General features: G+C 63.6%; 24 protein-coding genes. 14 read left to right on the forward strand and 10 right to left on the reverse strand.

The genetic code is table 11. The features are described from left to right. The first annotated feature begins 120 nt into the window (after positions 1-120). Both ACWGS9_RS16210 and ACWGS9_RS16215 read left to right on the forward strand, forming a co-directional pair. Positions 121-1431, forward strand: a complete 1311-nt coding sequence (locus tag ACWGS9_RS16210) for a flavin monoamine oxidase family protein (RefSeq protein ID WP_454506194.1) — start codon at positions 121-123, stop codon at positions 1429-1431. 309 nt (positions 1432-1740) lie between these two features. Further along, positions 1741-2148, forward strand: coding sequence for a hypothetical protein (locus tag ACWGS9_RS16215; RefSeq protein WP_454506195.1), 408 nt, complete (start codon positions 1741-1743; stop codon positions 2146-2148). A 280-nt stretch (positions 2149-2428) separates the two neighbouring features. Here ACWGS9_RS16215 and ACWGS9_RS16220 read toward each other — a convergent pair whose 3' ends face one another. Next, the gene (locus ACWGS9_RS16220) at positions 2429-4531 is read right to left on the reverse strand and encodes a GAF domain-containing sensor histidine kinase (protein WP_454506196.1); all 2103 of its coding nucleotides are present in this window, start codon (positions 4529-4531) and stop codon (positions 2429-2431) included. 34 nt (positions 4532-4565) lie between these two features. Then, positions 4566-5294: a response regulator gene (locus ACWGS9_RS16225; RefSeq protein WP_454506197.1), complete on the reverse strand. Its 729-nt coding sequence runs from the start codon at positions 5292-5294 to the stop codon at positions 4566-4568. A 93-nt stretch (positions 5295-5387) separates the two neighbouring features. Here ACWGS9_RS16225 and ACWGS9_RS16230 point away from each other — a divergent pair, with 93 nt between their 5' ends. Further along, on the forward strand, positions 5388-6089 hold the full coding sequence (locus ACWGS9_RS16230; protein WP_454506198.1) for a winged helix-turn-helix domain-containing protein: 702 nt from the start codon (positions 5388-5390) through the stop codon (positions 6087-6089). Between the two features lie 71 nt (positions 6090-6160). Here the strand turns inward: ACWGS9_RS16230 and ACWGS9_RS16235 are convergent, their stop codons facing one another. Together ACWGS9_RS16235 and ACWGS9_RS16240 are read right to left on the reverse strand one after the other, a co-directional pair. Then, positions 6161-6325, reverse strand: coding sequence for a hypothetical protein (locus ACWGS9_RS16235; protein WP_454506199.1), 165 nt, complete (start codon positions 6323-6325; stop codon positions 6161-6163). A 33-nt stretch (positions 6326-6358) separates the two neighbouring features. After that, the gene (locus ACWGS9_RS16240; RefSeq protein WP_454506200.1) at positions 6359-6691 is read right to left on the reverse strand and encodes a hypothetical protein; all 333 of its coding nucleotides are present in this window, start codon (positions 6689-6691) and stop codon (positions 6359-6361) included. Positions 6692-7043: 352 nt separating this feature from the next. Between ACWGS9_RS16240 and ACWGS9_RS16245 the strand changes: the two genes are divergently transcribed. After that, a complete protein-coding gene (locus ACWGS9_RS16245; protein ID WP_454506201.1) occupies positions 7044-7493 on the forward strand; it encodes a L,D-transpeptidase in 450 nt (149 codons plus the stop codon). Positions 7494-7649: 156 nt separating this feature from the next. Here ACWGS9_RS16245 and ACWGS9_RS16250 read toward each other — a convergent pair whose 3' ends face one another. After that, entirely contained in the window at positions 7650-10784 is a 3135-nt protein-coding gene (locus ACWGS9_RS16250) for an efflux RND transporter permease subunit (RefSeq protein ID WP_454506202.1), read from the reverse strand. Next, positions 10781-12046 carry an efflux RND transporter periplasmic adaptor subunit gene (locus ACWGS9_RS16255; protein WP_454506203.1) on the reverse strand — a complete coding sequence of 422 codons (1266 nt, stop codon included), beginning with the start codon at positions 12044-12046 and terminating at the stop codon, positions 10781-10783. Before ACWGS9_RS16255 ends, ACWGS9_RS16250 begins: the two co-directional genes overlap by 4 nt. A gap of 148 nt (positions 12047-12194) precedes the next feature. On the opposite strand from ACWGS9_RS16255, the gene ACWGS9_RS16260 reads away from it, so the two are divergent. Together ACWGS9_RS16260 and ACWGS9_RS16265 are read left to right on the forward strand one after the other, a co-directional pair. After that, complete coding sequence (locus ACWGS9_RS16260) at positions 12195-12728, forward strand: TetR/AcrR family transcriptional regulator (RefSeq protein ID WP_454506204.1); 534 nt, start codon at positions 12195-12197, stop codon at positions 12726-12728. 80 nt (positions 12729-12808) lie between these two features. Beyond that, positions 12809-14419, forward strand: a complete 1611-nt coding sequence (locus tag ACWGS9_RS16265; protein WP_454506205.1) for an inorganic phosphate transporter — start codon at positions 12809-12811, stop codon at positions 14417-14419. A 554-nt stretch (positions 14420-14973) separates the two neighbouring features. Here the strand turns inward: ACWGS9_RS16265 and ACWGS9_RS16270 are convergent. Further along, positions 14974-16134 carry a patatin-like phospholipase family protein gene (locus tag ACWGS9_RS16270; protein ID WP_454506206.1) on the reverse strand — a complete coding sequence of 387 codons (1161 nt, stop codon included), beginning with the start codon at positions 16132-16134 and terminating at the stop codon, positions 14974-14976. Then, positions 16127-16915 (reverse strand): acetoacetate decarboxylase, encoded by a 789-nt coding sequence (locus tag ACWGS9_RS16275; RefSeq protein WP_454506207.1) that lies wholly within the window; start codon positions 16913-16915, stop codon positions 16127-16129. Before ACWGS9_RS16275 ends, ACWGS9_RS16270 begins: the two co-directional genes overlap by 8 nt. 247 nt (positions 16916-17162) lie before the next feature. On the opposite strand from ACWGS9_RS16275, the gene ACWGS9_RS16280 reads away from it, so the two are divergent. The 6 genes from ACWGS9_RS16280 to ACWGS9_RS16305 all read left to right on the forward strand — a co-directional run bounded on the left by ACWGS9_RS16280 (position 17163) and on the right by ACWGS9_RS16305 (position 22294). Further along, a complete protein-coding gene (locus tag ACWGS9_RS16280; protein WP_454506208.1) occupies positions 17163-17951 on the forward strand; it encodes a 3-hydroxybutyrate dehydrogenase in 789 nt (262 codons plus the stop codon). Between the two features lie 178 nt (positions 17952-18129). Further along, on the forward strand, positions 18130-18948 hold the full coding sequence (locus ACWGS9_RS16285; protein ID WP_454506209.1) for a chromate resistance protein ChrB domain-containing protein: 819 nt from the start codon (positions 18130-18132) through the stop codon (positions 18946-18948). Then, complete coding sequence (gene chrA, locus ACWGS9_RS16290; RefSeq protein WP_454506210.1) at positions 18945-20333, forward strand: chromate efflux transporter; 1389 nt, start codon at positions 18945-18947, stop codon at positions 20331-20333. Before ACWGS9_RS16285 ends, chrA begins: the two co-directional genes overlap by 4 nt. A 243-nt stretch (positions 20334-20576) precedes the next feature. Continuing rightward, the gene (locus ACWGS9_RS16295; RefSeq protein ID WP_454506211.1) at positions 20577-20825 is read left to right on the forward strand and encodes a hypothetical protein; all 249 of its coding nucleotides are present in this window, start codon (positions 20577-20579) and stop codon (positions 20823-20825) included. A 13-nt stretch (positions 20826-20838) separates the two neighbouring features. After that, positions 20839-21378 (forward strand): sigma-70 family RNA polymerase sigma factor, encoded by a 540-nt coding sequence (locus ACWGS9_RS16300; protein WP_454506212.1) that lies wholly within the window; start codon positions 20839-20841, stop codon positions 21376-21378. Then, positions 21365-22294: an anti-sigma factor family protein gene (locus ACWGS9_RS16305; RefSeq protein ID WP_454506213.1), complete on the forward strand. Its 930-nt coding sequence runs from the start codon at positions 21365-21367 to the stop codon at positions 22292-22294. Before ACWGS9_RS16300 ends, ACWGS9_RS16305 begins: the two co-directional genes overlap by 14 nt. 34 nt (positions 22295-22328) lie before the next feature. On the opposite strand, the gene ACWGS9_RS16310 is transcribed toward ACWGS9_RS16305, so the two are convergent. After that, positions 22329-23843, reverse strand: coding sequence for an LssY C-terminal domain-containing protein (locus ACWGS9_RS16310; RefSeq protein WP_454506214.1), 1515 nt, complete (start codon positions 23841-23843; stop codon positions 22329-22331). A gap of 222 nt (positions 23844-24065) precedes the next feature. Here ACWGS9_RS16310 and ACWGS9_RS16315 point away from each other — a divergent pair, with 222 nt between their 5' ends. After that, positions 24066-24998, forward strand: a complete 933-nt coding sequence (locus ACWGS9_RS16315) for a diacylglycerol/lipid kinase family protein (RefSeq protein ID WP_454506215.1) — start codon at positions 24066-24068, stop codon at positions 24996-24998. A 69-nt stretch (positions 24999-25067) separates the two neighbouring features. Next, positions 25068-25289 carry a hypothetical protein gene (locus ACWGS9_RS16320; protein WP_454506216.1) on the forward strand — a complete coding sequence of 74 codons (222 nt, stop codon included), beginning with the start codon at positions 25068-25070 and terminating at the stop codon, positions 25287-25289. On the opposite strand, the gene ACWGS9_RS16325 is transcribed toward ACWGS9_RS16320, so the two are convergent. Next, complete coding sequence (locus ACWGS9_RS16325; RefSeq protein WP_454506217.1) at positions 25286-26134, reverse strand: undecaprenyl-diphosphate phosphatase; 849 nt, start codon at positions 26132-26134, stop codon at positions 25286-25288. The genes ACWGS9_RS16320 and ACWGS9_RS16325 overlap by 4 nt on opposite strands. Positions 26135-26381 lie beyond the last annotated feature (247 nt).

Consider the following 26381-nt stretch of genomic DNA (forward strand, 5'->3'; position numbering starts at 1 on the left):
ACAACTCCGGTAGTCTCGACAAACATCCGGAGGCGACGAAGGTGCTTGACAGGGGTGACGGCGCCCCACCCATCTGCGCGGTGGAGGCCGGTCGAATTGCCGGCAGATCAAGGCGGGCTATTGAGCAGCAAGATCGAAAGAACCGACGTTGCAATCGTCGGCGCCGGCTTCACCGGTCTCGCCGCTGCGCTCGAACTGAAGCGCGCCGGCATCGATTTCCTTGTGCTCGAAGCGCGCGACCGTGTCGGCGGCCGCGTGGAAGCCGTGCAAAACGGGCTGGGCGAGCGGTTCGACAGTGGCGGCCAGTTCCTGTGCGAGGACATGCCTGAGCTGATGGCGCTGGCCAAGGCGCGCGGCAAGACCTTCGTCGAGACCTATGTCGAGGGCAATTTCGTCACCTATCCGCCGATGCCGGTCGAGCAGGCGGTGAGGACCTATCATGCCGCGATGGCCATCCGCGAGCGTATGAATACGATCGAGCCGGACGATCCGGCGATCGCCGGCTTGAGCGTCGCTGACTGGCTCGAACGCCAGAAGGACTCGATCGAAGCCAAGGCCGGCTTCCGTTCGATGATCGAAGGCCTGTGGTGCCTGGCGCTGGACAAGGTGCCGCTCTGGCACCTGATCGACAATGACCGCCGCATCACTAACGAGGTGCCGGAGCTGCAATATTCCTTGCGCGAAACCATGCAGTCGCTTGCCGACGATCTGGCGGGCGATCTCGGCGAACAACTGCGGCTCAACGACCCGGTCACGCGCATCGAGCACGGGCACGAGGGCGTTCGGGTCTCCACGATAAACGGTACGGTCGAAGCGCTCGCGGTGCTGGTCGCGCTGCCACCGGCGACGGCTGCCAAGCTCGATTTCGAGCCCGCCTTGCCGGCAGCACTGGCGAAGGCGCTGGGCGTCTGGGAAAGTGGCGCGGTGATCAAGATCCTGGTGCGCTTCGCCAGGCCATTCTGGCGCAAGCGGAGCCTGAGCGGCATGGTGATGTGGCGCGGCGTGCCAGGACTGTTTGCGTGCGATGCCAGCAAAGATGCCGAGCATGCCGCGCTCACCGTCTTCGTCGGTGGGCCAAGGGCATTGCGCTGGCGCGAGTTCGGCGAGGCGGGGCTGCGCGCGGAGGTGACGGCGAGGCTTGTCGATGCGCTCGGCCCGGATGCGGCCGACATGCTCGATTTCAGCTGCCGCGACTGGACGCATGACCGCTGGAGCGGCGGCGCTTATGGCGATCTCATCGTCGATGTGACGGCAAGGTACGCCGAGCGCACCATTCTTGCCGGCGCGCCGCCCGTTCATTTCGCAGCCTCGGAATTGTCGCCGTCCTTTCCGGGCTATGTGGAAGGCGCGATCGTTGCGGGCCGCAGCGCTGCCCGGAAGCTCGCGGCCGAGCTCCAACGGGTCATTGCCAGCAGGGCGTCGCGGTCGTAGGCGAGGCGGGCGCCGACCGCGGCCGCCGTTCCGAGCGAGCCCTCGGGCTTGTCGGTTTTGACGCGGCCAAAAAATCTCGCCGACCAGAGCGCTGTGTGAGGTCGCTTACAGTCCGCCGCGTCCGACAGGCGCATGTGTCCTCAAACCAGAAGCGGTGAACGCTCGCTGGCGGCAAGCAGGGACAGACGGGTGGCGACGAACCCTGTTTCAATCCAGTTACACAGCAAATCGCCCCCTATCATTCCGCCGTTACATGGCGCGGTTAAGTTCGTTTCATAGAAAAAAGAAAGATAACGAAGGGAACAACCAATGCTTGCGAAAGTCCATACCGCCCACGCCAGTCGCCTGCAGGGCCCGGAACGCAATGACCGCCGGCCCAAGCTTGCGCTGCGCCAGCGCGCCAGCGACCATCCGATGGCGATGTTCATGCTGATCGGCGCCTGCGCCTTCGCCGGCATGCTGGTCGCACCGGCCTCGGGTCCTGCTTTCGCGTCGATCAATCCGCCGGCCAATGTCGTCGAGGGTGCGCAGACCACGCTCAAGACCGCCCGCCTGCCGGAACCCTCGATCGACTTTGCCTGCAAGGGCCAGAACTGGGGCGCCGAGAGCGTCGACTGCCTGCGCGCCATCGCCGAGCAGTCCGGCCAGCACAGGGCGCGCGCGGTGCGCATGATCGCCAACGCCACGCCGCTCACCAATACGCCGAACATCTTTTAAGTCCTCCCCTGAGCGCACCCTCCTGCGCTCCAGTCAGGCTCCCGCCGCGAAGTCGGTCGGGAGCCTCTTTTTTTCGGATCTGTCGATATTCAGGTGAGGCTGTTCTGCAAACGGTGGCTTCCTGCGCTTCCGGCCTTCGCCGGCCGAAGCCCTCATAAGTGTTTCCGCCCTATGAAGGCTACGGCCGGCGTAGGCCGGTTCTCGGAAGTCACCATTTTCGACTCAGCCTGACCTGAATCTCGACAGATCCTGCGGCGGCGCGAAGCTACGCGATCTCGGCTCAAATGTGGGCGCCGTTGTCGGCGGCGGCCTCGTCCGCCACGGCTGAGAGGATGCCGCGAACGTCGAGCGTCGAAAAGGGCTTCTCCAGAATCTGCGGCCGCTGCAGCGGCGGCAGCGCCTCGATCTCCGCCTTGGCGCCGATCAGGTCGCCGGTCACCAGGACGAAGCGCTTCGCCAGCGCCGGCTTTTCGGCAAGCAGTTCGCGGTAGATCGCCATACCGCTGGTGCCCGGCATGCGCAGGTCTGAAAAGACGATGTCCGGCGGCATATGGCCGCCCAGCACGTCGGCGGCGGATGTCCAGCTTGCCACCACGCGCGACTTCAGGCCCATCAGTTCGAGTATGTCGGACAATGAGGCGGCGACGTCCGGCTCGTCGTCGATCACCAATGCATGGCGCAGCCCGCTCGAACGCGCCGGGCCTTCGCCGGGCTTGGCGCTGTTGCCCGCGATCGCCGGCAACTGCACGACGAAGCGCGCGCCGTGCGGCTCAACCTCCTCGAACCAGATATTGCCGTTGTGCCGCTCGACGATCGATTTCGAGATCGACAGGCCGATGCCGGTGCCGACGCCGACCGGCTTGGTGGTGAAATAGGACTCGAAGATACGCGAGCGGATCGCTTCGGGAATGCCCGGGCCGTCGTCCTCGATGGAGAAGCCCGGATTGCCGCGCTCGCCGCGGAAAGTTCGCACCTTGATGCGCCGCTCGCCGGTGATGCCGGCAAGCGCGTGCTGGCTGTTGATGAGGAAATTCGCCGCGACCTGGGTGACATGGTCGGCATCGGCCATGGCAAGCAGCGGTCCGTTGGCGAAATCGGTGTCGATGATGATGCCGCTGGAACGCGCGCCATAGGCGGTGACCTCGAGCGCCGCCCGTACGACCTGGTTGAGGTCCGTCTCGGCCTGCTCGGTCGGATGCAGGCGAACCATCGACAGGAAGCTCTTGACGATACGGCCGCAGCGCTCGGCAGCGGCACGCACCTTCTCGGCGCGCACCTTGGTCTGCGGGTCGCTGGCGAATTCGTGCAACAGCGTCGACTGCGCCACCACCACCGCCAGCGGGTTGTTGAGCTCGTGCGAGACCCCGGCCAGCAGCGAGCCCATTGCCGCCATCTTCTCGTTCTGGTGCAGCTTCTCGCGCTGGCGGTTGATCTCTTCCTCGGCCTGCAGCTTTTCGCGCAGGTCGCGGATCGAGCCGAAGATCAGGCGGCGGTCGGCAACGCGCATCTCCGTCGCCGTCAGTTCGATCGGGAAAATCTCGCCGGCGGCGTTCTGGGTGACGGTTTCCAGGCGCTGGCCGACCATCGGCGCGCCGCGGCCGGCCATGTATTCGGCGCCCGAAGCATAACCTTTGCGGTAGTATACCGGAACGATGGTATCGAGCAGGTCCTTGCCGAGAATGGCGCTGCGCTGGAAGCCGAACATCTTCTCGGCGGCCGGATTGAACTCGATGATCGAACCCGTCTCGTCGATGACGATGATGGCGTCGAGCGAGGCCTGCAGCATGGTGCGGCGAATCACTTCGCTGGCATGCGCCTCGGACGGCGAGCGCTCGATGGCATCGCCGATGGCCAAGGCGATGATGTGCAGCGTCGCTTCTTCCTCGTCCGTCCATTCGCGCTCGTCGACGCAGTCGTTGACAGCCAGCGTGCCCCAGAGATGGCCATGCGCGAAAACCGAGACGGAGAGGAACGACTTGATGCTCTGCTTCTCGAAATCCGCCCGCAGGAAACCGTCGAGGTCACGCGTGTGGCCGGAGAAAATCTTGCCCTGCCGTTCGTCCTCCTGCAGCCGCTCCAGCAGCAAGTCCGAGTTGATGATCGACTGCATGATCACCGTGGGCGACGCCAGCTCGCCGCCGAAATCCGGGTCGATCCAATAGGCGGCGACGGATTGGGCGAAGCCTTCGCTCGGCAATTCACGCAAGCGGAAGAGAATGCCGCGCTGGCAATCCATTTTGCGGCACACCGTTTCCAGTATGCCGTCCATCTCGCGCTGCCAGTCGCCCGCCTCGCGCAGGCGGCGCACGACATGGACGGCCGCCATCGCGGCGCCACCCGGACGCGAGCCATGCATATCGGTGCGTGCTGCATCAGCAGTCATGGTCGGCCGTCTCTCGTAGCCCGCGTCGGCGGGCTCAATTGCTGTCGCTGCTCGGCAGCGAGAAGATATAGCCTTCGCCACGCACCGTGCGCAGGAATTTTGGATTGGCGGGGTCGGCCTCGATCTTCTTCCGCAACCGCATGATGCGGATGTCGACGGCGCGCGACGATTCCGGATCCTCGACGAAGCCGATGGCTTGCGAAATCGCCGCCCGCGTCAGAAGCCGGTTGGCGCGGGTGAGGAAAACCTCGAGCACGTCGAATTCGCTCTTGGCCATTTCGATGACCGCACCATTGGCGCCGATGACCAGGCGGCCGTCGAAGTCGGCCTGGAAGCCGCCGAAATTCATGAAGCGGCGATTACCGGTTTCGGCCTTCGCCGCTTGCGGCTCGGCCGGCTGCGGCACGCGGCGCAGCACGCTGCGCACCCGCGCCAGCACCTCGCGCAATTCGTATGGCTTGACGATGTAATCGTCGGCGCCGAGTTCCAGCCCGACGATGCGGTCGAGCGCGGTGCCGGCGGCCGTGGCGTAGATGATGCCGATCTGCGTTTTCGAGCGCAGCCAGCGGCCGAGCGACAGCCCGTCCTCGCCGGGCATGGCGATGTCGAGGATGGCGAGGTGGAAGGACTGCGCCTCGAACAGCGCGCGCGCGGCCGCGGCGTTCTCGGCCGTGACGACGTCATAGCCGCTGGCGCCAAGATACTCGGCCACGGCTTCCCTCAGATCCGGTTCGTCCTCGACGACGATGATGCGTGCCTTCACGACGCGCTCGCTCCCGCTTTCAGCGGAAAGTAGATTGGGTATAAACATGATGTCCAGCACTCATCTCGAGTTGTCTGTGGCGGGGTGGAGAAGATGGCCGCACGATCCGTCATTGCGCTTGTGTCCGTCGCCGAAGTGGTGGCGGGCGATCTCGCCGACCATCTCGACCGGCGCGGGCACGACGTGCGCCAGGCGCGCCAGCCCTGGGAGGCGGAGACGCTGCTTTCGGCTGGCGGCATCGATATCGTGGTCGTCGGCGACGATGTCACCCAGGCCGAGGGCCGCGAACTGCTCAGGCGCCATAGCAGCCAGGGCGGGGGTGGCGAGGGCGGCCCCGACTTCATCCTGATCTGCCGGCCGCGCGATCTCGTCGACAAGGTGCTGGCGCTCGAGCTTGGCGCTGCCGATGTGATCGAAAGCCCGCTCAACGTGCGCGAGCTTGCCGCGCGCATCGGCGGCCTGCTGACCAGACGCGGCAGGGCCGCCGGGGAACTGATCGTGCTCGAGAACGCCACCGTCGACCTGCGGTCGGCCATGGTCATGCATCGCTCGGGCACGGAGGATCAGCTTTCTCCCGGACAGGTGGCGCTGCTCAAGCTGTTTCTGGCGTGCCCGCGCAAGGTGCTGACGCGCGACGACATCATTGCCGCGGCACCGGCCGAGAATGCCGACGCTTTCGACCGGTCGATCGACTCGCGCATCGTGCGGCTGCGCCGCAAGCTCGACACCGAGACCATCACCACCATCAGGGGCGCCGGCTACCGTTTCGATCCGCCGGTCCCGCGCAATGAATGAGTTCGAGTCGGCGAGGCGTTTGAGCATCGGATTCCCCACAGCGGTGGTCCTTTGGGTCCGACGCCCCTCGCTCAGCGCACCACGATGACCGAGGGGCCGGGTGGAACGTCAGCGCTGGCGGTTGTCTCGGCCCGGGCGCGCTCCTTGAGCAGTACCGTCGCAAGCGCGGCAAAGCCGAGCAGACCTTGCGCGTAAAGAAGTGCCGAAAGCACCGAGGCAGCAAATTTCGTCTTCATCTTTGAATCCCCAATCTCGAAATCGTCGGTGCTTCAGGAAACTCCCGAAGCGCCCGCGCCGCTGACGGAGCCCCCCGCTGCGGCGCGGGCCTTCGGTCCTCTCGGCAGCAAGTAGCCGGAGGGGCCGCGTGTCCTCATCAGCCGATGGCCGACCCGCCAGAGGGCCTTCAGCCGGTGGACGCGCAGGCTGGAAACAATCCAGACCGTGGCGATGAACAGAGCCATGTGCAGCGTCGAAACCTCGCCGGAATTCATCGCCGCCAGCGCCGTCACCGGGTTGCCGGCCAGTGAGCCGGCGCCGCCGAGCACGATCGCCGCGACGCTGATCCTGAGAAGCCAGGAGCGGAGTTTCGATTTCCTGCCCATTTTCGTTTGCAGATGTCTGTTCCCGTTGCGTCAAATCTGCCGCCGGCCTGTATCCGCATCATGCCGCCGGAGACGCACTTTGTTGCAGATTTGTTTCGAAATTGGCTGTCAGACTTTCATATAAGGGTCAAATGCGCTTTCGTTTGCGCTGCAGCATACCACCTTGTTGCAAATTGAGGGAAAGCGCCACCTTGTGGCGGAATGGTGTTGGGACCCTCTGGCGTTAACTTTGAGAAACAAATTCGAAACAAAAGCGAGCATCAAGCGAAATCGATCTGAAACAGGCGACCTCGATAAGGCTGTCCATCGAATTGAAGCCGGCGCGACCGGCAAAAAACAGAGAGGGATCGCCATGCATGTTTCCGCCAAGCTCATCAATGTCACCGCCGCGGCGCTCACCGGTGCGACGCTGCTCTTCGGAGCCGGCAACGCCGCCCACGCCAATCAGATCATCGCCAAGGTTTCGCTGTCGCAGCAGATCATGGAAGTCACTGTCGATGGCCGTCCGACCTACACCTGGAAGGTGTCGACCGGCGACAGAATGCACATCACGCCAACCGGCTCATTCAAGCCGACCAGCATGCATGAGATGTGGTACTCGAAGAAATACGCCAACGCGCCGATGCCGCATTCGGTGTTCTTCAGCGGCGGCTATGCCGTTCACGCCACCTTTGCCATCAGCCGTCTCGGTCGTCCTGCCTCGCATGGCTGCGTGCGGCTGCATCCCGATGCCGCGGCCGATTTCTATCAGCTGGTCGAGGCCTTCGGCCCCGCCAACACCAGTATAGTCATTGTCAAGTAACGCGCTGGGTCAAGTAACGGGCTGGTCAACTAACGGGCTGGTCAAGTAGCAGGCAGTTGCCGCCTTCGGATTGCTCTGGCGCCGAAGCCGTGGGGCCACCGCCAAAAAAAGAGGCCGGAACTTTCCGGCCTCTTTTGTTTTTCGCTTCGTCGCCTCTTAGCCCGGCAACGCCGGCATCAGGTTTGGATCGGGCTTCTCGGCGAGATGCGGCAGGTCCCTGCTGGCGATGAAAGTGTAGAACATCGGCACGACGAAGAGCGTGAACATGGTGCCGACCAGGATGCCGGTGAAGATGACCAGGCCCATCGAGTAGCGCGCGGCGGCACCCGCGCCGCTGGAAATGATCAGCGGCACGACGCCAAGCGCCATGGCCGCCGTGGTCATCAGGATCGGCCGCAGGCGCACCTTGGCCGAAGCGATGATGGCGTCGCGGCGCCGCATGCCATGCATCTCGCGCTGCTGGTTGGCGAACTCGACCAGCAGAATGCCGTGCTTGGTGATGAGGCCGATCAGCGTGATCAGGCCGACCTGGGTGTAGATGTTGAGCGTTGTGGCCGGAAGGGTGAAATGTGATCCCACAATGGTGAAAATCATGTTGATGTTCGGGATCATGTTGAGCGGCAATATCGCGCCGAAGATCGACAGCGGCACCGCCATCATGATGATCAGCGGGTCGCGGAAGCTCTCGAACTGGGCGGCCAGCACCAGATAGATGACGATCACCGCCGCCGCGAAGGCGATCAGGATCGTGTTGCCCTGCTCCTTCTCCTGCCGCGACTGGCCGGAGTAGTCGACGAAGAAGGTGTCCGGCAGCGTCTCCTTGGCGATGTCCTCCAGCGCCTTCAGCCCGTCGCCGGTGGTGACACCGGGCAGTGGCAGGGCCGAGATGGTGGCGGAATTGAGTTGGTTGAACTGTTCGATCGCGGCCGGCGAGGCGTTGGTCGAAATCTTCACCACAGCCGACAGCGGCACCATCTTGCCATCCACGCTGCGCACGAAATATTCGCCGAGCTTTTCGGGGTTGTCGCGGAACTGCTGCGGCACCTGCGGGATGATGTCATAGCTGTTGGAGTCGCGGTCGAACTGCGCCACCTCGGCGCCGCCGACAAGCAGCGTCAGCGTGTTGCCGATATCGGCGATCGGCAGGTTCAGCGCCGCGGCGCGCTCGCGGTCGATGGTGACGGTCACCTGCGGCGCATCGTAAGCCATCGAGTTCTGGACGACGATGAAGCGGCCGGACGCTTGGGCCTTGTTCTTGATCTTCTCCGCCTGGTCGAAGACCTCGGAGGGATCGCCGGTCGAGCGCACGACCATCGAGATCGGCAGGCCGCCGCCGGAGCCGGGCAGCGTCGGCGGCGCGAAGACGAAGGCCTGGACACCGGCTACCTTGGCGAGGCGGCCCTGGATGTCGGCCTGAAGCTCCTTCGAACCGCGCTTGCGGTCCGCCCAATCCTTGAAAGCGAAGCCGACGAAAGCGCCGTTGGTGGCGCCGCCGAAGGCGACGGCAGAAAACTGCGCCCTGGTCTCCGGGATATCCTTCACCAGGCCGAGCATCTGGTTGACATAGGTCTCCGTGTAGTCCGATGTCGCATAGCGCGGCGCGGTCACGATCGAAAGCAGGAACCCCTGATCCTCTTCCGGCGCCAATTCGCTGGAGGTCGTGGTGAACATGAAGCCGGTAAGCGCCACCAGGGCCACCACCATGATCAGTGCTACGGGGCGGTTCCTCAGCGAAGCGGTGACCGCCCGCTCGTAGATATGTTCAACGCGGCTGAAGGTGCCGTCGACGATGCGCTGGAAACGGCCATGCGCGCCGGGCTTCAAGAGGCGGGCCGACATCATCGGGGTGATGGTGATGGCAACGAGGCCCGACAGCACCACGGAGCCGGCTAGTGTCACCGCGAATTCGCGGAACAGCGCGCCGGTCAGACCGCCGGTGAAGGCAAGCGGCGTGAACACCGCGGCCAGCGTGATGGTCATGGCGACAATGGCCGAGAAGATCTCGCGCATGCCGTTGAATGCCGCCTGCATCGGCGACATGTGATCCTCCTCCATGTGGCGGTGGATGTTCTCCACCACAACGATGGCGTCGTCGACGACAAGCCCGATCGCCAGCACCATGGCCAGCAGCGACAGAAGGTTGATCGAGTAGCCGACCGCAAACAAAATGAAGCAGACGCCGATCAGCGACAGCGGGATGGTGACGATCGGCATCATGACCGATCGGAACGAACCCAGGAACAGAAGGATGACCACGATGACGATGGCAACCGCCTCGCCAATGGTCTTGAACACTTCCTCGATCGAAGCGCTGATCTGCCCGGTGGCATCATAGACGATCTCGATCGTCATGCCTTTCGGCAACGTCTCCTGGATCACCGGGACGAGCTTGGTGAGCGCCGCCGCCGTCGTCAGCGGGTTGGCCGCCGGCGTCGGGAAGATGGCGAGGAAGGTTCCCGGCTTGCCGTTGAAGCTCACCCTGGTGTCGGTGTTCTTCGCGCCGAGCTCGACATGCGCGACATCGCGCAGGCGCACCACCTGACCACCCGTCGAGCGTATCGGGAGCTGGGCGAACGCCTCCGGCGTCTGCAAGGTCGAATGCACGGTGATCGAGGAGACCACATACTCGTTCTGGGTGTTGCCGGGCGCCGACAGGAAGTTCGAGTTGTTGATCGCGGTCAGCACATCGGTGGCCGTGGCGCCACGGGCGGCGAGCCGGATCGGGTCGATCCAGATGCGCATGGAATATTCCTGGGCGCCGAAGACCTGAACGTCGGCCACGCCTTCCACGGTTGAAATGCGGGGCCGTATGACGCGCTCGATATACTCGGTGAGCTGCTCCTTCGTCATGTTCGGGTTCTGCATCGAGATATACATCATCGCGAATTGCTGCCCGGTGCCCTTGACGATCACCGGATCCTTGGAGGCGGTCGGCAAGGTGCCACGCACGCCCTGGACCTTGGACAGCACCTCGGCGAGCGCGACGTCCGGATTGGAGCCGAGCTTCATCTGCACCGTGACCGTGCTCGAAGACGGACGGCTGGACGAGGTCACGTAGTCGATGTTCTCGGTCGAGGCGACGGCGCGCGCGATCGGGGCCGATATGAAGCCCTGGATCAGGTCGGCGCTGGCGCCGGGATAGGCCGTGGTGATGGTGATCGCGGTCTCGTCGACCTTCGGATATTGACGGATCGACAGGCCGAAGATGCCCTGGAACCCCAGAAGCAGGATCATGCAGGCCAGCACTGTCGAAAGGACAGGCCGGCGAATGAAGAGGTCGGAGAAGCTCATTGCTGGACCTGCTTGTTCGCCGATTTGCTGGGGTCGATGGTGTTGTCGACGGCAACCGACATGCCGTTGAAGAGCCGGTTCTGGCCGGCAGTGACGACCTGGTCGCCATCCTTGAGGCCCTCGGTGATTTCGACCATGCCGTTGTTGCGGCGGCCGAGCTTCACGAACACCTGCGAGATGACGAGCGCCGGCTGTTGCGCGGCATCGGCCGGCTTGGCGCCATCGGCGTTCGGCTTGGCGCTGTCGGCCGGCTTCATCGCGTTGTCAGCGGGCTTGGTCGCTTCAGTCGCGGGTTTGGCAGCATCGGCCTGCGGCTTGGCGGCATCGCCGGCAGGCTTTTGGGGCTTTGCCGGCTCGACGACGAAAACATAATCGCCGTAGAGGCTCGTCGTCACCGCCGTCTGCGGCACGGAGATGACATTGTTTTCCGGCGGCAGCTCGACGCGGATCTGCACGAACTGGCCCGGGGTCAGCTTGCCTTCCGGATTGGCGACCTCGCCACGGATCGAGACCAGCCGGCTTGCCGGGTCGATCTTGGGGTCGATGCCGCGAATGGAGCCGGCAAAGGACATGTCGGCCGGATTGCCGCCAAGCTTCACGGTCTGGCCGATCTTCAGCAGCGGCAGCTGTTGTTCGGGAATGGTGAAGTCGACCCGCATCGTGTCCAGGTCCTGGATCGTCACCACCGAGTTGCCTGGGGCCAGGTACTGCCCGACGTCGATCTTCGGAATACCCATCGTGCCGCCGAAGGGCGCGGACAATTGCTTCTGGACAAGCACGGCCTGCATCTTGTTGACCTGCGCGGCGGAGGCGTCCGCCGCGGCACGCGCGGCGTCAAGCGTTGCGTCGGTGCCAACACCACGCCGTTGCAGCTCGATCGCGCGGGTCAGCGCCGCCTGGTCCGAGGCGGCCTGCGCCTTCTGTGCCACCAGATCGGCTTTCTCGACCGCGTCATCCAACTGCAAGAGCACGGCATCGGCGGCAACTTTCTGGTTGGCGTGGAAGAGGATGTCCTTGACGATGCCGCTCGTTTCGACGGTAAGGTCGACGCCGCGCACGGCATTGACGGTGCCGATGGCCTCGACGCCGGGCGTCCACTCGGAAGGCTTGACGGTCACTGTCGAAACCGTGGCGGCCGGCGGCTTCATGGTGGCGAAATACTGCTTAATGCCGGCATCGCGCATGAAGTTGAAGCCAACGATGCCGACGCACACCAGGACGAGCAGCAGCAAGAAACCGACGATGATGAAAAAGCGTTTCACGGATGGTCCCCTCGAGCCGGCAAGCGGCAAAACAATCGATTCCGGGACACATATCGACGATAAGTCCCGATTTCAAATGGCGGGCGCCTTACTGTACCGGCTGGACGGTCTTGTCAATTCCGCCTAGGCTAATGTAGGGGGAGGCGCGATGAGAGTACGCAGGGCAAACTCACGCGAGAAGATACTTGCCGCAGCCGCCGACGTGGCGCGCGAGGCGGGCCCGGGAAGCCTGTCGCTCGAGGCGGTCGCCAGCCGCGCCGGCGTGTCGAAAGGCGGCCTGCTTTACAATTTTCCGACCAAGGCCAAGCTGATGCAGGGGCTTGTGGAGAGCTATCTCCGCGACTTCCAGAAGGCTCTGGAAGCACGCGCCGCCGAAGCCGGCCACGAAAGCGTGCTCTCGGCCTATATCAAACTATCGGCCGACGACTGTGAGCAACCCAAACCCTCGGCTTCCTGGATGTTCTCGGCGATCGCCGAGGACCCCGATTTCCTGACGCCGATAAAAGCGTTCAAACGACAGCTGTTCGAACGGCTGAAGGAGGAGACGGACGATCTCGGCTCGCTGCTGGTTTGCTTTCTCGCCATCGAGGGGATGCGCAGCATGAATCTCTTTGATTCAGACGTGCTGTCGCCGGACGAGCGCGAGTTGCTGGTCGCCTCGCTTCTCAAGATAGCCGGGTAGTCACCAACGTCACACCAGCTTCATCCTGGAGACATAGCGTTCCTCGCGGTTCTTTGCTGCAATGCAAAAGGAGTGGGGCAATGGTGGACGTCGTTTCCAGCGAGGCGGGGATCCCGAGACCGGATCATCCGCTGGGACAATCGGGCGGTGCCAAATGGTTCCTGCCGGCTTTCGGCGTGCTGGTGCTCGTCGGCATCATCTATGTCGGCTATGCGCTCAGCCAGGACCTGGCTGTCGCCAAGACGGTGCCCTGGATCCTGCTCGGCATCGCGCTTTTGATTGCGCTGGGCTTCGAATTCGTCAACGGCTTCCACGACACCGCCAACGCGGTCGCCACCGTCATCTACACGCGTTCCCTGCCGGCCGAGTTCGCCGTCATGTGGTCGGGCGTCTTCAACTTCCTCGGCGTGCTGACGTCCAGCGGCGCGGTGGCCTTCGGCATCCTGTCGCTGCTGCCGGTCGAGCTTATCCTGCAGGTCGGCTCGTCATCCGGCTTCGCCATGGTGTTCGCGCTGCTGGTCGCCGCAATCCTGTGGAACCTGGGCACCTGGTTCCTCGGCCTGCCGGCTTCGAGCTCGCACACGATGGTCGGTTCGATCATCGGCGTCGGTCTTGCCAATCAGTTCATGGCTCCGGCCGGCAGCGCCACCAGCGGCGTCGATTGGGGGCAAGCGACCAATGTCGGCACCACCTTGCTGGTCTCGCCGATCGTCGGCTTCTTTGCCGCCGCCATCCTGCTCTATGCGATGAAGCTCCTGGTGCGCAATCCGGCGCTCTACGAAGCGCCGAAGGGCAACACGCCGCCGCCATGGTGGATCCGCGCACTGCTCATCTTCACCTGCACCGGCGTCAGCTTCGCACATGGCTCCAATGACGGCCAGAAGGGCATGGGCCTGATCATGCTGATCCTGATCGGCGTGGTGCCGACCGCCTATGCGCTCAACCGGACGCCCGACATCAACTATCTCGAAGCCTACAAGTCGGCCTCGGTCGCCGTCGAGCAGGCGCTGGGCAAGTATGTCAAGCCGGGCGTTACGGTCGCCGATGCCAATGCCGCCAAGGCTGCCGTGCAGGAGGCCGTGCGCAGCAAGACCTGGAACGACCAGACGACCGTCGCGCTGAAGACCTATATCCACAACACGACCGCCGAGCTGCAGCCCTACGCCTCCGTCGACAAGGTGCCGACCGATCTGGTCAGCAACGCGCGTAACGACATCTACCTGATCGGCGAAGCGCTGAAGCTGATCGACAAGAAGAAGCTCCTGCCGATGCAGGATGCTGACCTCAAGGCGGTCACCGACTATCACAAGGCGGTCGACAACGCCACGAAGTTCATCCCGCTGTGGGTGAAGATCGCCGTGGCGCTGGCGCTTGGGCTCGGCACCATGGTCGGCTGGAAGCGCATCGTCGTCACCGTCGGCGAGAAGATCGGCAAGAGCCACCTGACCTACGGCCAGGGGGCCGCCGCCGAGCTGGTCGCGATGATCACCATCGGCATGGCGGATCGCCTCGGACTGCCGGTGTCGACCACCCACGTGCTGTCGTCGGGCGTCGCCGGCACGATGGCGGCCAATGGGTCCGGCCTGCAGTGGTCGACCGTGCGCAATCTTTTGCTTGCCTGGGTGCTGACACTGCCCTGCTCGATCGCGCTGGCCTTCGTTCTATTCGTGATCTTCCGCCAGGTTTTCTGAGCGGAGAACGAAAGCGCTCAAACAAAAGGCGGCGCCGGCGACCGGCGTTGCCTTTTCTTTGGGCAAAACCCATTGTGCGGGACACGAGTCGCAGGGATGTATTTGGTGTGTCGACAGAGGCGCATCGGAGATAGCTGAGGCGCCCTTCACGTCGTCATTCAATGGCGGAGCAAGGAGCGAAGCGACGCGGCGCAGACCATAGAATCCATTCCGTTACCCAGAAGCGCCACGGCGGTGCAGAACGACCTCGGTTCTGCGTCGCCTTTACCCTTCGCGCTAAAGCGCGTCGCGCTGAACCGGACTCAGGCGACGCGCTTTAAGTCTTTGTTTTGATGCATGTCGTCGTCCCAGAACCGCTTCACACTTCTGGGCGACATGCATTAGCTCACGGAATGGATCCTCGGGTCTCCGCGACGCCGCTTCGCGGCTGCTCCGCCCGTGGATGACGATGCGGCGGAGGGCTTCGACAATCTTGGACGTCGATCCGCTCGATCGAACGGCTGGATTCTCGCTGCCAACGATATGATACCGGTGAAACCGCTTCGCAGGGCTGGCTAAGTCGGGTCTTCGCGGTGCAGGTCGTGGATGGTGACGCCATCTGCGTTATCGGGCAGCATCAGCCACTTCCTGTGGCGCAGCGTGCGCTCGGTGTCTTCCAGGCCCATCTCCCAATGCTCGCGCATCGAGGTACCGGAAAACTCATAGTCCTTGGCGTGGCCCTCATAGCCTTTGTGCTGGTAGATCAGGTGGACGATGTTGACCACGCCGGCGTCGGAATAGTCGGCTATCAGTTCCCTCTCGCCGTCCTTGAGCTGCTCCGGCGGCACGCGCTTCAGCGCGTCGAGCAGCTTCATCTTCAGCGCATGGATGCGCTGGAAGTTGTCGGTGTTTTGGCGCGTGCGGCTGGAATACATGATGTCCTTGTGGCGCGACAGAACGTCGGCCATGCTGCGCGGCAGCACGCCGCGCGCGCTGAACAGATCGACCTGGAACACCAGCGAGGAACGATCCTCTTCCTGGTCGAGCAGATATTGCAGCGGCGTGTTGGAGACGATGCCGCCGTCCCAATAATACTCGCCCTCGATGCGGATGGAGGGGAAGGCCGGCGGCAGCGCGCCGCTCGCCATGATGTGCTCCGGCCCGATGCGAACTTTTTCGGTGTCGAAATAGACGAAGTTGCCGGTCCTGACATTGACCGCGCCGACGCTCAGCCGCTTCTTGCCGTCGTTCAGCACGTCGAAGTCGATCAGGCTTTCCAGCGTGTCCTTGAGCTCGGCGGTGTCGTAGAAGCTGGTGGCGCCTTCCGCTCCGGAGAGTTGGATCCAGGGGTTGGGACTGCGCGGCTTGAAGAAGCCGGGCTGACCCATGGTCATCGTCATCAACGACGAGGTCTGGTTGCGGATATCGCGATAGATGTCGCCTTCCGGCGTATAGGCCCAGATCTTGCGGCCGGAGATCGTCTGCCAGAACTGTTCGAGCCGCTGCAGGCGGCGGCTCGGCTCGTTGCCGGCGATGATCGAGGCATTGATGGCGCCGATCGAGACGCCGGAGAGCCAGGTCGGCTCGCAGCCGGCATCGGCAAGCGCCTGATAGACCCCGGCCTGGTAGGCGCCCAGCGCGCCGCCGCCCTGGAAGACCAGGGCGATGCGGTCATATTGCGCCGTGATTTCCTGGATAGTGGCGGCGACAGCCTTGCTGCGGTTACGCTCAAGCACCGGCTTTCTCCAGCTGGCTCGCGCCGGCAACTGATCGGCCGTGGTCTGCGAGGTAATCATGCACGACTTCGCCCAGGCCGAGCGTCAGATCGGCGGTGAAGTGAACGGCCGAGACGATGTCGAGCACAGGCAGCTTCGCCACGTCGGCCATGACATGCGGCCGAAGGTCGAGCGCGGCGGGCGCCGTCCAGGCCTCCTTCAGCGTGATGTCGGTGAGGTAGTAGCAGACCAGCTCGCAGATGCGTGGGCTGCCGTCGACATGCGGGATGATCTTGATCAGGAAATTGGGCGCGGCGAGCGAGGCCAGCACCTGGTCGTGATCGGCTTCTCGGTGCTTGTAGCCCATGGTGCCGGTGGCGCACAGAACGCTGCCATAGTGCAGCGTGCCGACCACCACTTCGCCTTCATGCACGATCTTGGGGCTGGCGAGCTTCTTGGGGAAACCCCAGAGCTCGCGGCCGCCGGCGATCGGCGCGTCGTCGTCGAGATACATGGAATGCACGTAGCCGCCGTGCTGGCCCTTGTAGCGCACCGGAATGACCTGGCCGGTCTCGGTGTAATCGCCGAAGCCGGTCGAGTCCGGCATGCGAATGAACTCATACTTGACCAGCGGCTCGTCGATCTCGAGCGGCGCGGGCACGACCGCCTCGAGTGCTTCGCGCGTGGTGCGGTAGGTGATGATGATGTATTCGCGGTCGAAGAAACGATAAGGGCCGGGCGGAAAGGACGGGTTGGTGAGCGGCATGGCATAGGCGCGCTTCACGACATCGGCGATTTCCATGGCTGGTGCCCCAACAGGTTCGGGATGACCCCGCGCGAATGCGCTGGCAAATATGTTGCACGGCAGCATGACAATGCCGTGTCAACGCCAGGACAGTGCTTCCTGCAGCCGGCAAACGCGGCCGCGGACTTGTAATAGCGCCGACATATGGGTGTGGCATTGTGATGCTGCAGTGCACAAATCATGTGCCTTCCCGGCTGTCTGTCCTCATACTCTTGCCTTCGGTCCTCCTGTCGCGAGATCTCCCATGGGTTCCCTGTCTTCGAAGAATGCGCTCGTCACCGGCTCGACCAGCGGCATCGGCCTGGCAATCGCCCGCGCCTTTGCCGCCGAGGGCGCCAACGTCACCATCAACGGTCTGGGCGATGCCGCGGCGATCGAGCAGGAGCGCGCCGGCATCGAGAAGGATTTCGGCGTGAAGTGCCGTTACTCGGATGCCAACATGATGGACGGCGCCGCCGTCACCGCCATGATCCACGAGGCCGAGGAGGCGTTCGGCAGCCTCGACATCCTGGTCAACAATGCCGGCATCCAGCACGTCGCGCCGATCGAGGAATTTCCCGACGACAAATGGGAAGCCATCATCCGCATCAATTTGCTTGCCGCCTTCTATGCCATCAAGGCGGTGGTGCCCGGCATGAAGAGCCGCAAATGGGGCCGCATCATCAACACCGCCTCGGCGCATGCGCTGGTCGCCTCGCCGTTCAAGTCGGCCTATGTCTCGGCCAAGCACGGCATTGCCGGCCTGACCAAGACGGTGGCGCTGGAAGTGGCGCAGAACGGCATCACCGTCAACGCGATCGCGCCCGGCTATGTCTGGACGCCGCTGGTCGAGAAGCAGATCCCCGACACGATGAAGGCGCGCGGCATGACCGAAGAGCAGGTCAAGCACGACGTGCTGCTGGCGGCGCAGCCGACCAAGGAGTTCGTCACCGTCGAGGAACTGGCGGCACTTGCGCTGTTCCTGTGCACCGACGCGGCCAAGCAGATCACCGGCACGACCCTGCCGATGGATGGCGGCTGGACCGCGCAGTAAAGGCAACGGCCGTTCCGGGGAAGGGTGGGCGGAGCTTCCGTCTTCCTTGGCAATTTGAATTCTTGACAATCGCAGGGGAGCGTTCCAGCATCCTCGCCAAGGGGTTCCCCGCGACGACCCCGTGAGGCGTCAGCCCAACGATCGCGTCCAAACTCTCTTTGTTCTGGAGGTGGACGCCATGCCGTCAACAACCGCAATTACCGTTCCGCAGCTTTCCCGCCTCGTCGGTCTGCCCGACGCGCCTTGCCTAGTCGATGTGCGCATCGATGACGACCATGAAGCCGATCCGCGCCTGTTGCCGGCGTCATGCCGGCGCGATTTCAGGACTGTCTCGTTGTGGGCGGCGGAATTTTCCGGACGCAAAGTCGTCGTGATCTGCCAGAGGGGGCAGAAGCTGTCGCAAGGCGTTGCCGCATGGCTGCGCCATGAAGGCATTCCGGCGGAGTCGCTGGAAGGCGGCTTCGAGGCCTGGGCCGCCGCCAAGGCGCCGTTGGTCGCGGCCGGCGCGATCCCGCCCCGCGACGAGAACGGCCGCACCGTATGGGTCACGCGCTCCCGGCCGAAGGTCGACCGCATTGCCTGCCCTTGGCTGATCCGCCGCTTCATCGATCCCGATGCGGTGTTCCTGTTCGTCGATCCGGCCGAGGTGCCTCTGGTGGCCGATCGCTTCGCCGCGGTTCCCTTCGACATCGAAGGCGTGTTCTGGAGCCATCGTGGCGATCGCTGCAGCTTCGACACGATGATCGAGGAATTCGGCCTGCGCGTCGATGCGCTCGATCGCCTGGCGCTGATCGTGCGCGGAGCGGATACGGCGCGCCTCGACCTTGTTCCGCAGGCGGCCGGGTTCCTCGCCGCTTCGCTCGGCCTGTCGCGCATGTTCCGCGACGATCTGGAGCAGCTCGAAGCCGGCATGCTGCTCTACGACGCCTTCTTCCGCTGGTGCCGCGACGCGGCGGAAGAGACGCACAACTGGCCCGTCGGAGGCAAGGCGCAATGACGGCGCTCGCCAAAGACGGCGCCGCGCGGCCGGTCGAGACCCCGGCCGTGCCGAGCTTTCGCGAAGCGACGCGGCTGTGGGCCAAGATCGGCCTGCTGTCCTTTGGCGGGCCGGCCGGACAGATCGCGCTGATGCACAAGGAACTGGTCGAGGAGCGCCGCTGGATCGGCGAGGAGCGCTTCCTGCATGCGCTCAACTACTGCATGCTTCTGCCTGGGCCAGAGGCGCAGCAGCTTGCCATCTATGTCGGCTGGCTATTGCACCGGACGGCGGGCGGCCTCGTCGCCGGCATCCTGTTCGTGCTGCCCGGCGCGTTGGTCATGCTGGGCTTGAGCAGCTTCTACATGCTCTACAATGATGCTCCGGTCGTCGAGGCGCTGTTCTTCGGCGTCAAGGCGGCGGTGCTTGCCGTCGTCGTCGAGGCTGTCATTCGCATCGGCAAGCGGGCGCTGAAGAACCGTGCCATGGTCGCGATCGCGGTGGCGGCCTTTCTCGCCATCTATGTCGCCAGGCTGCCGTTCCCGCTGATCGTGCTTGCGGCAGGTTTCACTGGCTGGATCGGCAATCGTTTTGCACCAGGGCTGTTTTCCGGCTCGGCGCACGGCAAGGGGAGCGCCGCCGCCGACAGAATCGCCGTGGTCGACCTGATGTTCGAGCGCGGCGAGCTTGGCCACACCGTGCCGAGGCGATGGCATGCGGTCCGAACCATCGCCATCTGGCTGCCGCTCTGGCTCGGACCGGTGGCTCTGGTCGCCGCGCTGGCAGGGCCGGGCAGCGTGTGGGCGCAGATCGGCGGCTTCTTCAGCCTGATGGCCGTCGTCACCTTCGGCGGCGCCTATGCGGTTCTGGCCTATGTCGCGCAGGCGGCGGTGACCTCGTTCGGCTGGCTTTCGCCCGGAGAAATGGTCGACGGGCTCGGGCTGGCGGAGACGACGCCCGGGCCGTTGATCCTGGTGCTGCAATTCGTCGGCTTCACTGCCGCCTATCGCCATGCAGGGGCGATCAGCCCGTTGCTTGCCGGATCGCTCGGGTCGGCGCTGACGCTCTGGGCCACCTTCGCGCCGTGCTTCTTCTGGATCTTCCTCGGCGCGCCCTACATCGAGCAATTGCGCCAGAACAAGGCACTGTCGGCGGCGCTCGGCGCGATCACCGCGGCGGTGGTCGGCGTGATCATGAACCTTGCGCTGTGGTTCGCGCTGCATGTCGTCTTCGGCAAGGTCGAGAGCGTCGGCTGGGGCGTGGAGATTCCAGTTCTGCCCTCGCTCGACTGGCGCGCCGCGCTGCTGTCGGCGGCGGCGATGGTCGCCATGTTCAGGCTGAAACTCGGCATGCTGCCGACACTGGCAGGATCGGCGCTGGCGGGGCTTGCATTGCTGGCGCTGTAAGGCGGCTCAACAAACCGATCACATCGGCGTGAACAAAAAAAGCCGGTCGCCGGGAATAAACGGTTGAGTCCGCTGGTCTTCAGGGCATGCGCCATTTGTGCGCAACAGCAGGAGACCATCATGAAGCGGCATGAAGATAAAAGCGCAAGGGCCGAAGAGGGTGAAGGCATCAGCCGCCGCCGTCCTTTGGAGCGTTGGGCGCATCTGTTCTGGGCGATGCCGCCCCGTCGCCGGCTCTGATCCGTGCCGATCGCAACCATCGAGATCCACGGCCATGACGGCGACGTCCAGCATCTCATTGCAGCCAGCGATGCGCCGTCCTCTTCCGAGGCGCCGTTCTCGTTCAATACGCTTGACTCCGGTGACGCCAATGCCTTCTCCTCCTCCGAAGCAGGCGCCGTCGCCTGCAGCCGCGATCTTCACCCGCACGAGCAGGGACAGCTCAGCGCCACCTGCCGAGGGTGGCCGCAAGCCCCTGGCGGGAGCGCCTGACGGTGGAACGGTGTTGAGCGAAAAGATACTGGCCGCGCGTTTTGCCGAAGTGGTGCTGCCGCATCTTGGCGATGCGCTGTCGCTCGCCCGCTGGCTGACCGGCAACACAGCCGATGCCGAGGATGTGGTGCAGGAGGCCTGCCTCAAGGCGCATGCGGGCATTGCCGGCTTTGCCGGCGGCAACGCCCGCGCCTGGCTGCTCACCATCGTGCGCAACGCCTCCTACACGTGGATGGCGCGCAACCGTCCACGCAGCGTGGTGGCCGTCGGCGACCTCGCCGATCTCGACGACGTCTCGCCGCCGCCCGACAACGATGCCGACAGTCCTGAGGCGGCGCTGATCGCCAAGGCGAATACGGCGGCGGTGGAAGCAGCGATCGCAAGGCTGCCGCAAGCCTTCCGCGAAACGCTGGTGTTGCGCGAAATCAACGGTCTCAGCTACCGCGAGATCGCCGCCATGCTCGGTGTGCCGCAAGGCACGGTGATGTCGCGGCTGGCACGGGCCCGCGGCCTCTTGATGACGGAACTTGGAGGGCGCCATGAGCCCGCATGAAAATCGCCCGCGTGAGGATGGATTGCCGGAAGACCCACAGGATATGAAGCTGATGATCCACGCTCTTGTCGATGGCGAGCTCGATGCCGCGGCTGCCCTGGCAGTCGAGCGCCGCATGGCCGCCGATCCGGACCTTGCCGCCGAACATGCTCGCCTCGTGGCGCTACGCGGCGCTGTCGCCAACGTGCCGCGTCCGACCGTCAGCGACGATTTCCTGGCGCGTATCGCGGCCATCGCCGAAGTCAAAGGCGCCGAGCAGGCTGAGCTTGTCCAACCCGCAGCCGCGAAGGCGGAGCCGCAGCCATCCGTGCAGCCGCAACAGCAGCAAGGCAAAGTCATCGAGATGCGGCCGCGCGCGGCACGCTGGTTCAACTCCTTCGACTGGCGCCAGATGGCGGCCTCGATCGCGCTGACCGCGTTTGTCGCCAGCGGCGCGACCCAATGGCTGATGGTGGACAATGCGCCCGACAGTTTCGCGGTCGCCGTCGCCAACGGCCATCGCCGCAGCCTGCTCGCTGCGACCCCGGTCGACATCGTCTCGTCCGACCGGCATACGGTGAAGCCATGGCTCGACGGCCGCATCGGCGTCTCGCCGGCGGCGCCGGACATGGCCAAGGACGGCTATGCGCTGCTTGGCGGACGTGTCGAGGTGATCGGCGACAGGCCGATGCCGGCGCTGGTCTATCGCCATCACGAGCATCTGATCACGCTGGTAGCCGCACCCCGGCAGAACGAGGCCAAATCGAAGCCGGTGGCCGACGACCTCTCGGCGGGCGGGTTCCTTCTGGTCCATTGGACCGACGACGCCTTCTCCTACTGGGCGATCTCGGATGCCGAACGCCCGGCGCTCGACGATTTCGTCGCCCGCTTCCGGGCAGCGATCATCGCCAATCCGGCGGCCGGCAGCCCGGGCTGAACGCCTGCGCTGAGGGTGACGCCATGCCCGGCGATCACTCCGCGCCGCAATTCAGCAAGGCGACAATGGCCTTGCCGTCAGTAAAGAATGGATTGCCTATAGCGTTTTTGCCCGCCATCGGCTGGGTCACGACTGCATCATCCATCTTCCCGACGCATTTCGACCGAAGGAGGACAGCGCGCAATGCCTCCCGCTCCTTGTCTATGTCCGGGTCAATTTGGTGGATCAGCAGCCCCCTTCCGCTTTCAGTTTTAGCTTCTTTGTCGAAGTGAACGGTACCAAGCCAAACCGAGCTGCCGGAAACCCGAAAGTCAGTGTCCCAAACATGAATGTGGTGCCGCTCCCGCACCGAGCCGCCGGGATCCACATATTGGAAGCCCCGCTGGTTGGGCTGCCCGTGCCAGAACGTTGGAAGCCCCGGCGCGCGTGAAGAAGGCTGGTTGCGTAACTCCGCGCCAAGCAATCGCCATGTGCTTGCGAACGAGATCTTGTCCGTCGGCTCCCATCCGGCCTGAGCGAAGGCTTTCGCCAAGTCAGCCTCGCTTCCTATCAGGATGACGTTGATCGGCTCCATCGGCTTGCCGGTTATGTCCTCGCTGAAGCGTGGCGCCAAGGCGAACATCGCCTCCGGAAAGTTGTTTTCCGCCAGGTCGACCGGTGCGTTTCTGGGCTGCCCCTTGTCGACAAGCGGGTGTGTGTAGTCGAACGCGCCTACGATGCCAGCCCACGCTACGAAGAGGCACACCGCCGCGGCTCTGGACAAGGCAGGCGTAGGGCTCGAAATCGTGTCTCCGGCGGACGCTCTCGCAACGCTGAAGAAGGTGATTGTTGCTGTGAGCCAGGCCGCGCCGAGTCCAAAACTCGCAACCACGTCGGATGGCCAGTGGACTCCGAGATAGATCCGGGAAAACCCGACGGCCACCACGATGGCTATCGTCATGACCGCGATTGCGGCCTTCGCTGTCCAGGTCTTCACCCGATCGATCGCGAACCACCCGACCAGTCCATAGAAACATATTGCCACGAAGGCGTGACCGCTCGGAAAGCTCGCGCCTTTGGCCGGGATCAACGCGTTGATGAGATCTGGCCGGGGGCGGGCAAGACCTACCTTTCCCAACTGGACGAGAATCTCGCCGCCACCGATCGAGATGAGTAGAGCCAGGATCCAAAGCCGTCGGCGCGTAAGCGCAAGATATAGGACCAACAGGCCGGCGCCCGCCGTGACGATCTGCCAGTTCCCCAGATAGGTCAGGAACAGCATCAGCCTGTTCAGGCCGGGCGTGCGATACATTTGAACCACGGACAGCAGACGCAAATCCGCGAGAACGATGGCCTCGTTGGCGATCAAATCCTGAACAATCGAGAGGAAAAAGAACAGGAGGATGGACGCCAGCGCTGCGCCAACCGTCAGGCGCAGGCCAAATAGCTCGGAACGGTTGAACCGCCTGGCAAGCCAGCCCCAGAACCTTGGGTGGGATGCGATGTGGCGCTGAAGTTCCGGGTCACGCCGTATGGCTTCGACAATGGACTGCAGCAGTGAGCTCGCCAAGCGCCACATCCAGCCGCCACTCCCCTGCAATTCGCCGGAACAACCTGGTGCTTGCGGCGAACCTTTAGGCTAGCATGTCGATTGCCGTCACACCAATGCTGCGGGCAACACGCCAGCCGAACCGAGGGCTTTTCATTTCTGCAGACGGGTTCGTCGGGGTTTTGGCATGCTGGCCGCATGGTTGGTCTAGCGGACCTTCTCACTCCCACAAATGGCGCATGTATGACAGTTCTGGTCCTCCTCAACGCAAGTGCCGGCACAATTCAACGCGCCGACTACGATGTCGAAGCATTTGTTCGAAACGGGTTGCGAGCGCGTGGCATCGAGGCCGAGGTGCGACTTGCGGAGGCCCACGAGATCGTGGAGATGGCCCACCGCTTCGTCTCGACGAAATCACCCCGCGATAAACCAAGGACCCTCGTGGTCGGCGGCGGCGACGGCACACTCGGTTCCGTGGCCTCGGCCGTCGCAGGAACGGATGTCTTGCTGGGCGTCCTGCCGCTCGGCACCCTCAATCATTTCGCCAGGGATCTTGGCTTGTCAAATGATCTGGAGGTGGCCATGAACGTAATCGCCACGGACCACGTCGAGCAGATCGACGTTGCGGAGGTGAACGGCCGGACCTTCCTCAACAACTCATCCATCGGCATCTATCCGTTTCTTGTCGCCGAACGGACCGCCGAGCAGAAGCGGCTGGGGATCGGAAAGCTTGCCGCGCTCGGCCCGGCGCTTATCCGTACGCTCAAGGCTTCATCGTGGAAGAGGGTGAGGATCTCTATTGGCAACGAGCGAAGCCAGAAGACGCTTTGCGTGTTCGTTGGCAACAATTTCTACGATCTTCGAGCGCTCGGCCACCGCGGCAGTCTTACGTCCGGTGAGCTGTGCATCTACGTCGTGAAGCCGCAGTCCTGGCTGGGGCTCGCGCTACTGCCGTTCAAGGCCGCGCTCGGGTTGATCGACCCAGTCCGCGATGTCGAACACTTCCGGGTACAAAGTGTGGAGATCAAGACCCGTCGACGACACCTGCGCATTGCGATGGACGGCGAGACCGTGGAGGCAATGCCGCCGTTGCATTATCGGATACGGCCGCGGTCTCTGCGAGTTCTCACGCCTGCCGCGTATAAAGTTCACTTGAAGGCGATTGAGAACCGGTGATCGCTATGGCATGTTGTTGACCGCCATGAGCACGCTTTGGCGGTTCTCCGTTTGTGGGGTGATGACAGCATGAAAGGGCCGATGATCTGGGGCGCGATCATTCTCGGAATCGGGCTACTGGTGTTGACGGCGGTCTACTGGCTGGAGCCGGCCGGGTCGCTTCCCGTGTATCTGCCAGGATATGAAGCAGGCTCCGCGCGTGTCCATTTCAAGCATGGTCTCGGGACACTGATCCTCGCCCTTGCACTGTTCGCGTTCGCCTGGTTCCAGAGCGGGCCGAAGAAATCCTAGAGCGCCAGGTAGAGGAAGGCCGCGAGGCCAGCGCCAACGCAATATAGTGCGAACGGCTTGAGCGTGTCCGTTTCAAAATATTTGAGCAGGAAGCGGACCGAAAGAAACGCGGTCACAGCCGCGCAGCAAGCGCCAACAATCGCCTGACCCAATCCAGCCCCGCCATTTGCGAAAAGATCGGGAACCTTGAGGACGGCCGCCGCCAGAATGATGGGCGTCGCCAAGAGAAAGGAGTAGCGGACGGCGTTCTCGTGGGAAAGCCCACAGGCCAGCCCACCGCCCATGGTTAGTCCGGTGCGAGAAAATCCCGGTATCAGCGCGAAACATTGCGCGATGCCGATGATGACAGCTTGCGTCCACGAAAGGGCAGCAAGCTTCCTGTCATCGTGCGGACCTTCAGCCACGCCGCGAGTGCGCAGCACCTCGACGGCATAAAGCATGACGCCGTTCAGCATCAAGACGATCGCGACAACTGTTGCGGCTGCAAAGAGCTGCTTCAGCCGCTCTTCGAACAACAGGCCGAGAAGTCCAGCCGGGATGGTGCTGACGACCAGCAACCAGCCCAGCTTGGCATAGGTGTCATCGGCGTGAATCTCGCGTTGCTTAAGCGAGCGAAGGACGCCACCAACTATGCCCAGCCAATCACGCCAGAAGAACCCCAGCAACACGAGAGCCGTCGCCAGATGTGTCAGCACCAGAAAGGCGACGAACGCGTCACTCGATCGCTCGACAGGCCAGCCGAGCAGGGCGGGGATCAGAACGGTGTGTCCTAGGCTCGATATTGGGAAGAGTTCCGCGAAACCCTGCAGAAGTCCCAAAACGATCGCTTGGAAATAAGTGATCACGACGCAATTGTCCCCAAAAGCCTAGCTCTATCAAGCCAGGCACGACTGCAGGCGGAGGTAAAGGTACGAAGCGGGTGAGTGTGACCAATCGAGAGGTGCTGTCAAGCAGGGGCGGTCAAGCTATCTGCTGCTGGCGCCATCGCCAATCCTGCGTAGCGGCCTTGGCCTCATTGGGATTTCAGCACATTCAAACCCGTTAAAGACCCCCTCACAGACTGGCTGTCCCGGTACAGACTTTACAAAACTT

It is taken from the genome of Mesorhizobium sp. Arg314, from assembly GCF_053714275.1.

Excerpts from the sequence above, each read along its gene's own strand:
- ACWGS9_RS16215 (WP_454506195.1), top strand. The coding sequence starts at position 1,741 with ATGCTTGCGAAAGTCCATACCGCCCACGCCAGTCGCCTGCAGGGCCCG.
- ACWGS9_RS16220 (WP_454506196.1), bottom strand. The coding sequence starts at position 4,531 with ATGACTGCTGATGCAGCACGCACCGATATGCATGGCTCGCGTCCGGGT.
- ACWGS9_RS16230 (WP_454506198.1), top strand. The coding sequence starts at position 5,388 with ATGGCCGCACGATCCGTCATTGCGCTTGTGTCCGTCGCCGAAGTGGTG.
- ACWGS9_RS16235 (WP_454506199.1), bottom strand. The coding sequence starts at position 6,325 with ATGAAGACGAAATTTGCTGCCTCGGTGCTTTCGGCACTTCTTTACGCG.
- ACWGS9_RS16240 (WP_454506200.1), bottom strand. The coding sequence starts at position 6,691 with ATGGGCAGGAAATCGAAACTCCGCTCCTGGCTTCTCAGGATCAGCGTC.
- ACWGS9_RS16245 (WP_454506201.1), top strand. The coding sequence starts at position 7,044 with ATGCATGTTTCCGCCAAGCTCATCAATGTCACCGCCGCGGCGCTCACC.
- ACWGS9_RS16250 (WP_454506202.1), bottom strand. The coding sequence starts at position 10,784 with ATGAGCTTCTCCGACCTCTTCATTCGCCGGCCTGTCCTTTCGACAGTG.
- ACWGS9_RS16260 (WP_454506204.1), top strand. The coding sequence starts at position 12,195 with ATGAGAGTACGCAGGGCAAACTCACGCGAGAAGATACTTGCCGCAGCC.
- ACWGS9_RS16265 (WP_454506205.1), top strand. The coding sequence starts at position 12,809 with ATGGTGGACGTCGTTTCCAGCGAGGCGGGGATCCCGAGACCGGATCAT.
- ACWGS9_RS16275 (WP_454506207.1), bottom strand. The coding sequence starts at position 16,915 with ATGGAAATCGCCGATGTCGTGAAGCGCGCCTATGCCATGCCGCTCACC.
- ACWGS9_RS16280 (WP_454506208.1), top strand. The coding sequence starts at position 17,163 with ATGGGTTCCCTGTCTTCGAAGAATGCGCTCGTCACCGGCTCGACCAGC.
- ACWGS9_RS16285 (WP_454506209.1), top strand. The coding sequence starts at position 18,130 with ATGCCGTCAACAACCGCAATTACCGTTCCGCAGCTTTCCCGCCTCGTC.
- chrA (WP_454506210.1), top strand. The coding sequence starts at position 18,945 with ATGACGGCGCTCGCCAAAGACGGCGCCGCGCGGCCGGTCGAGACCCCG.
- ACWGS9_RS16305 (WP_454506213.1), top strand. The coding sequence starts at position 21,365 with ATGAGCCCGCATGAAAATCGCCCGCGTGAGGATGGATTGCCGGAAGAC.
- ACWGS9_RS16315 (WP_454506215.1), top strand. The coding sequence starts at position 24,066 with ATGACAGTTCTGGTCCTCCTCAACGCAAGTGCCGGCACAATTCAACGC.
- ACWGS9_RS16320 (WP_454506216.1), top strand. The coding sequence starts at position 25,068 with ATGAAAGGGCCGATGATCTGGGGCGCGATCATTCTCGGAATCGGGCTA.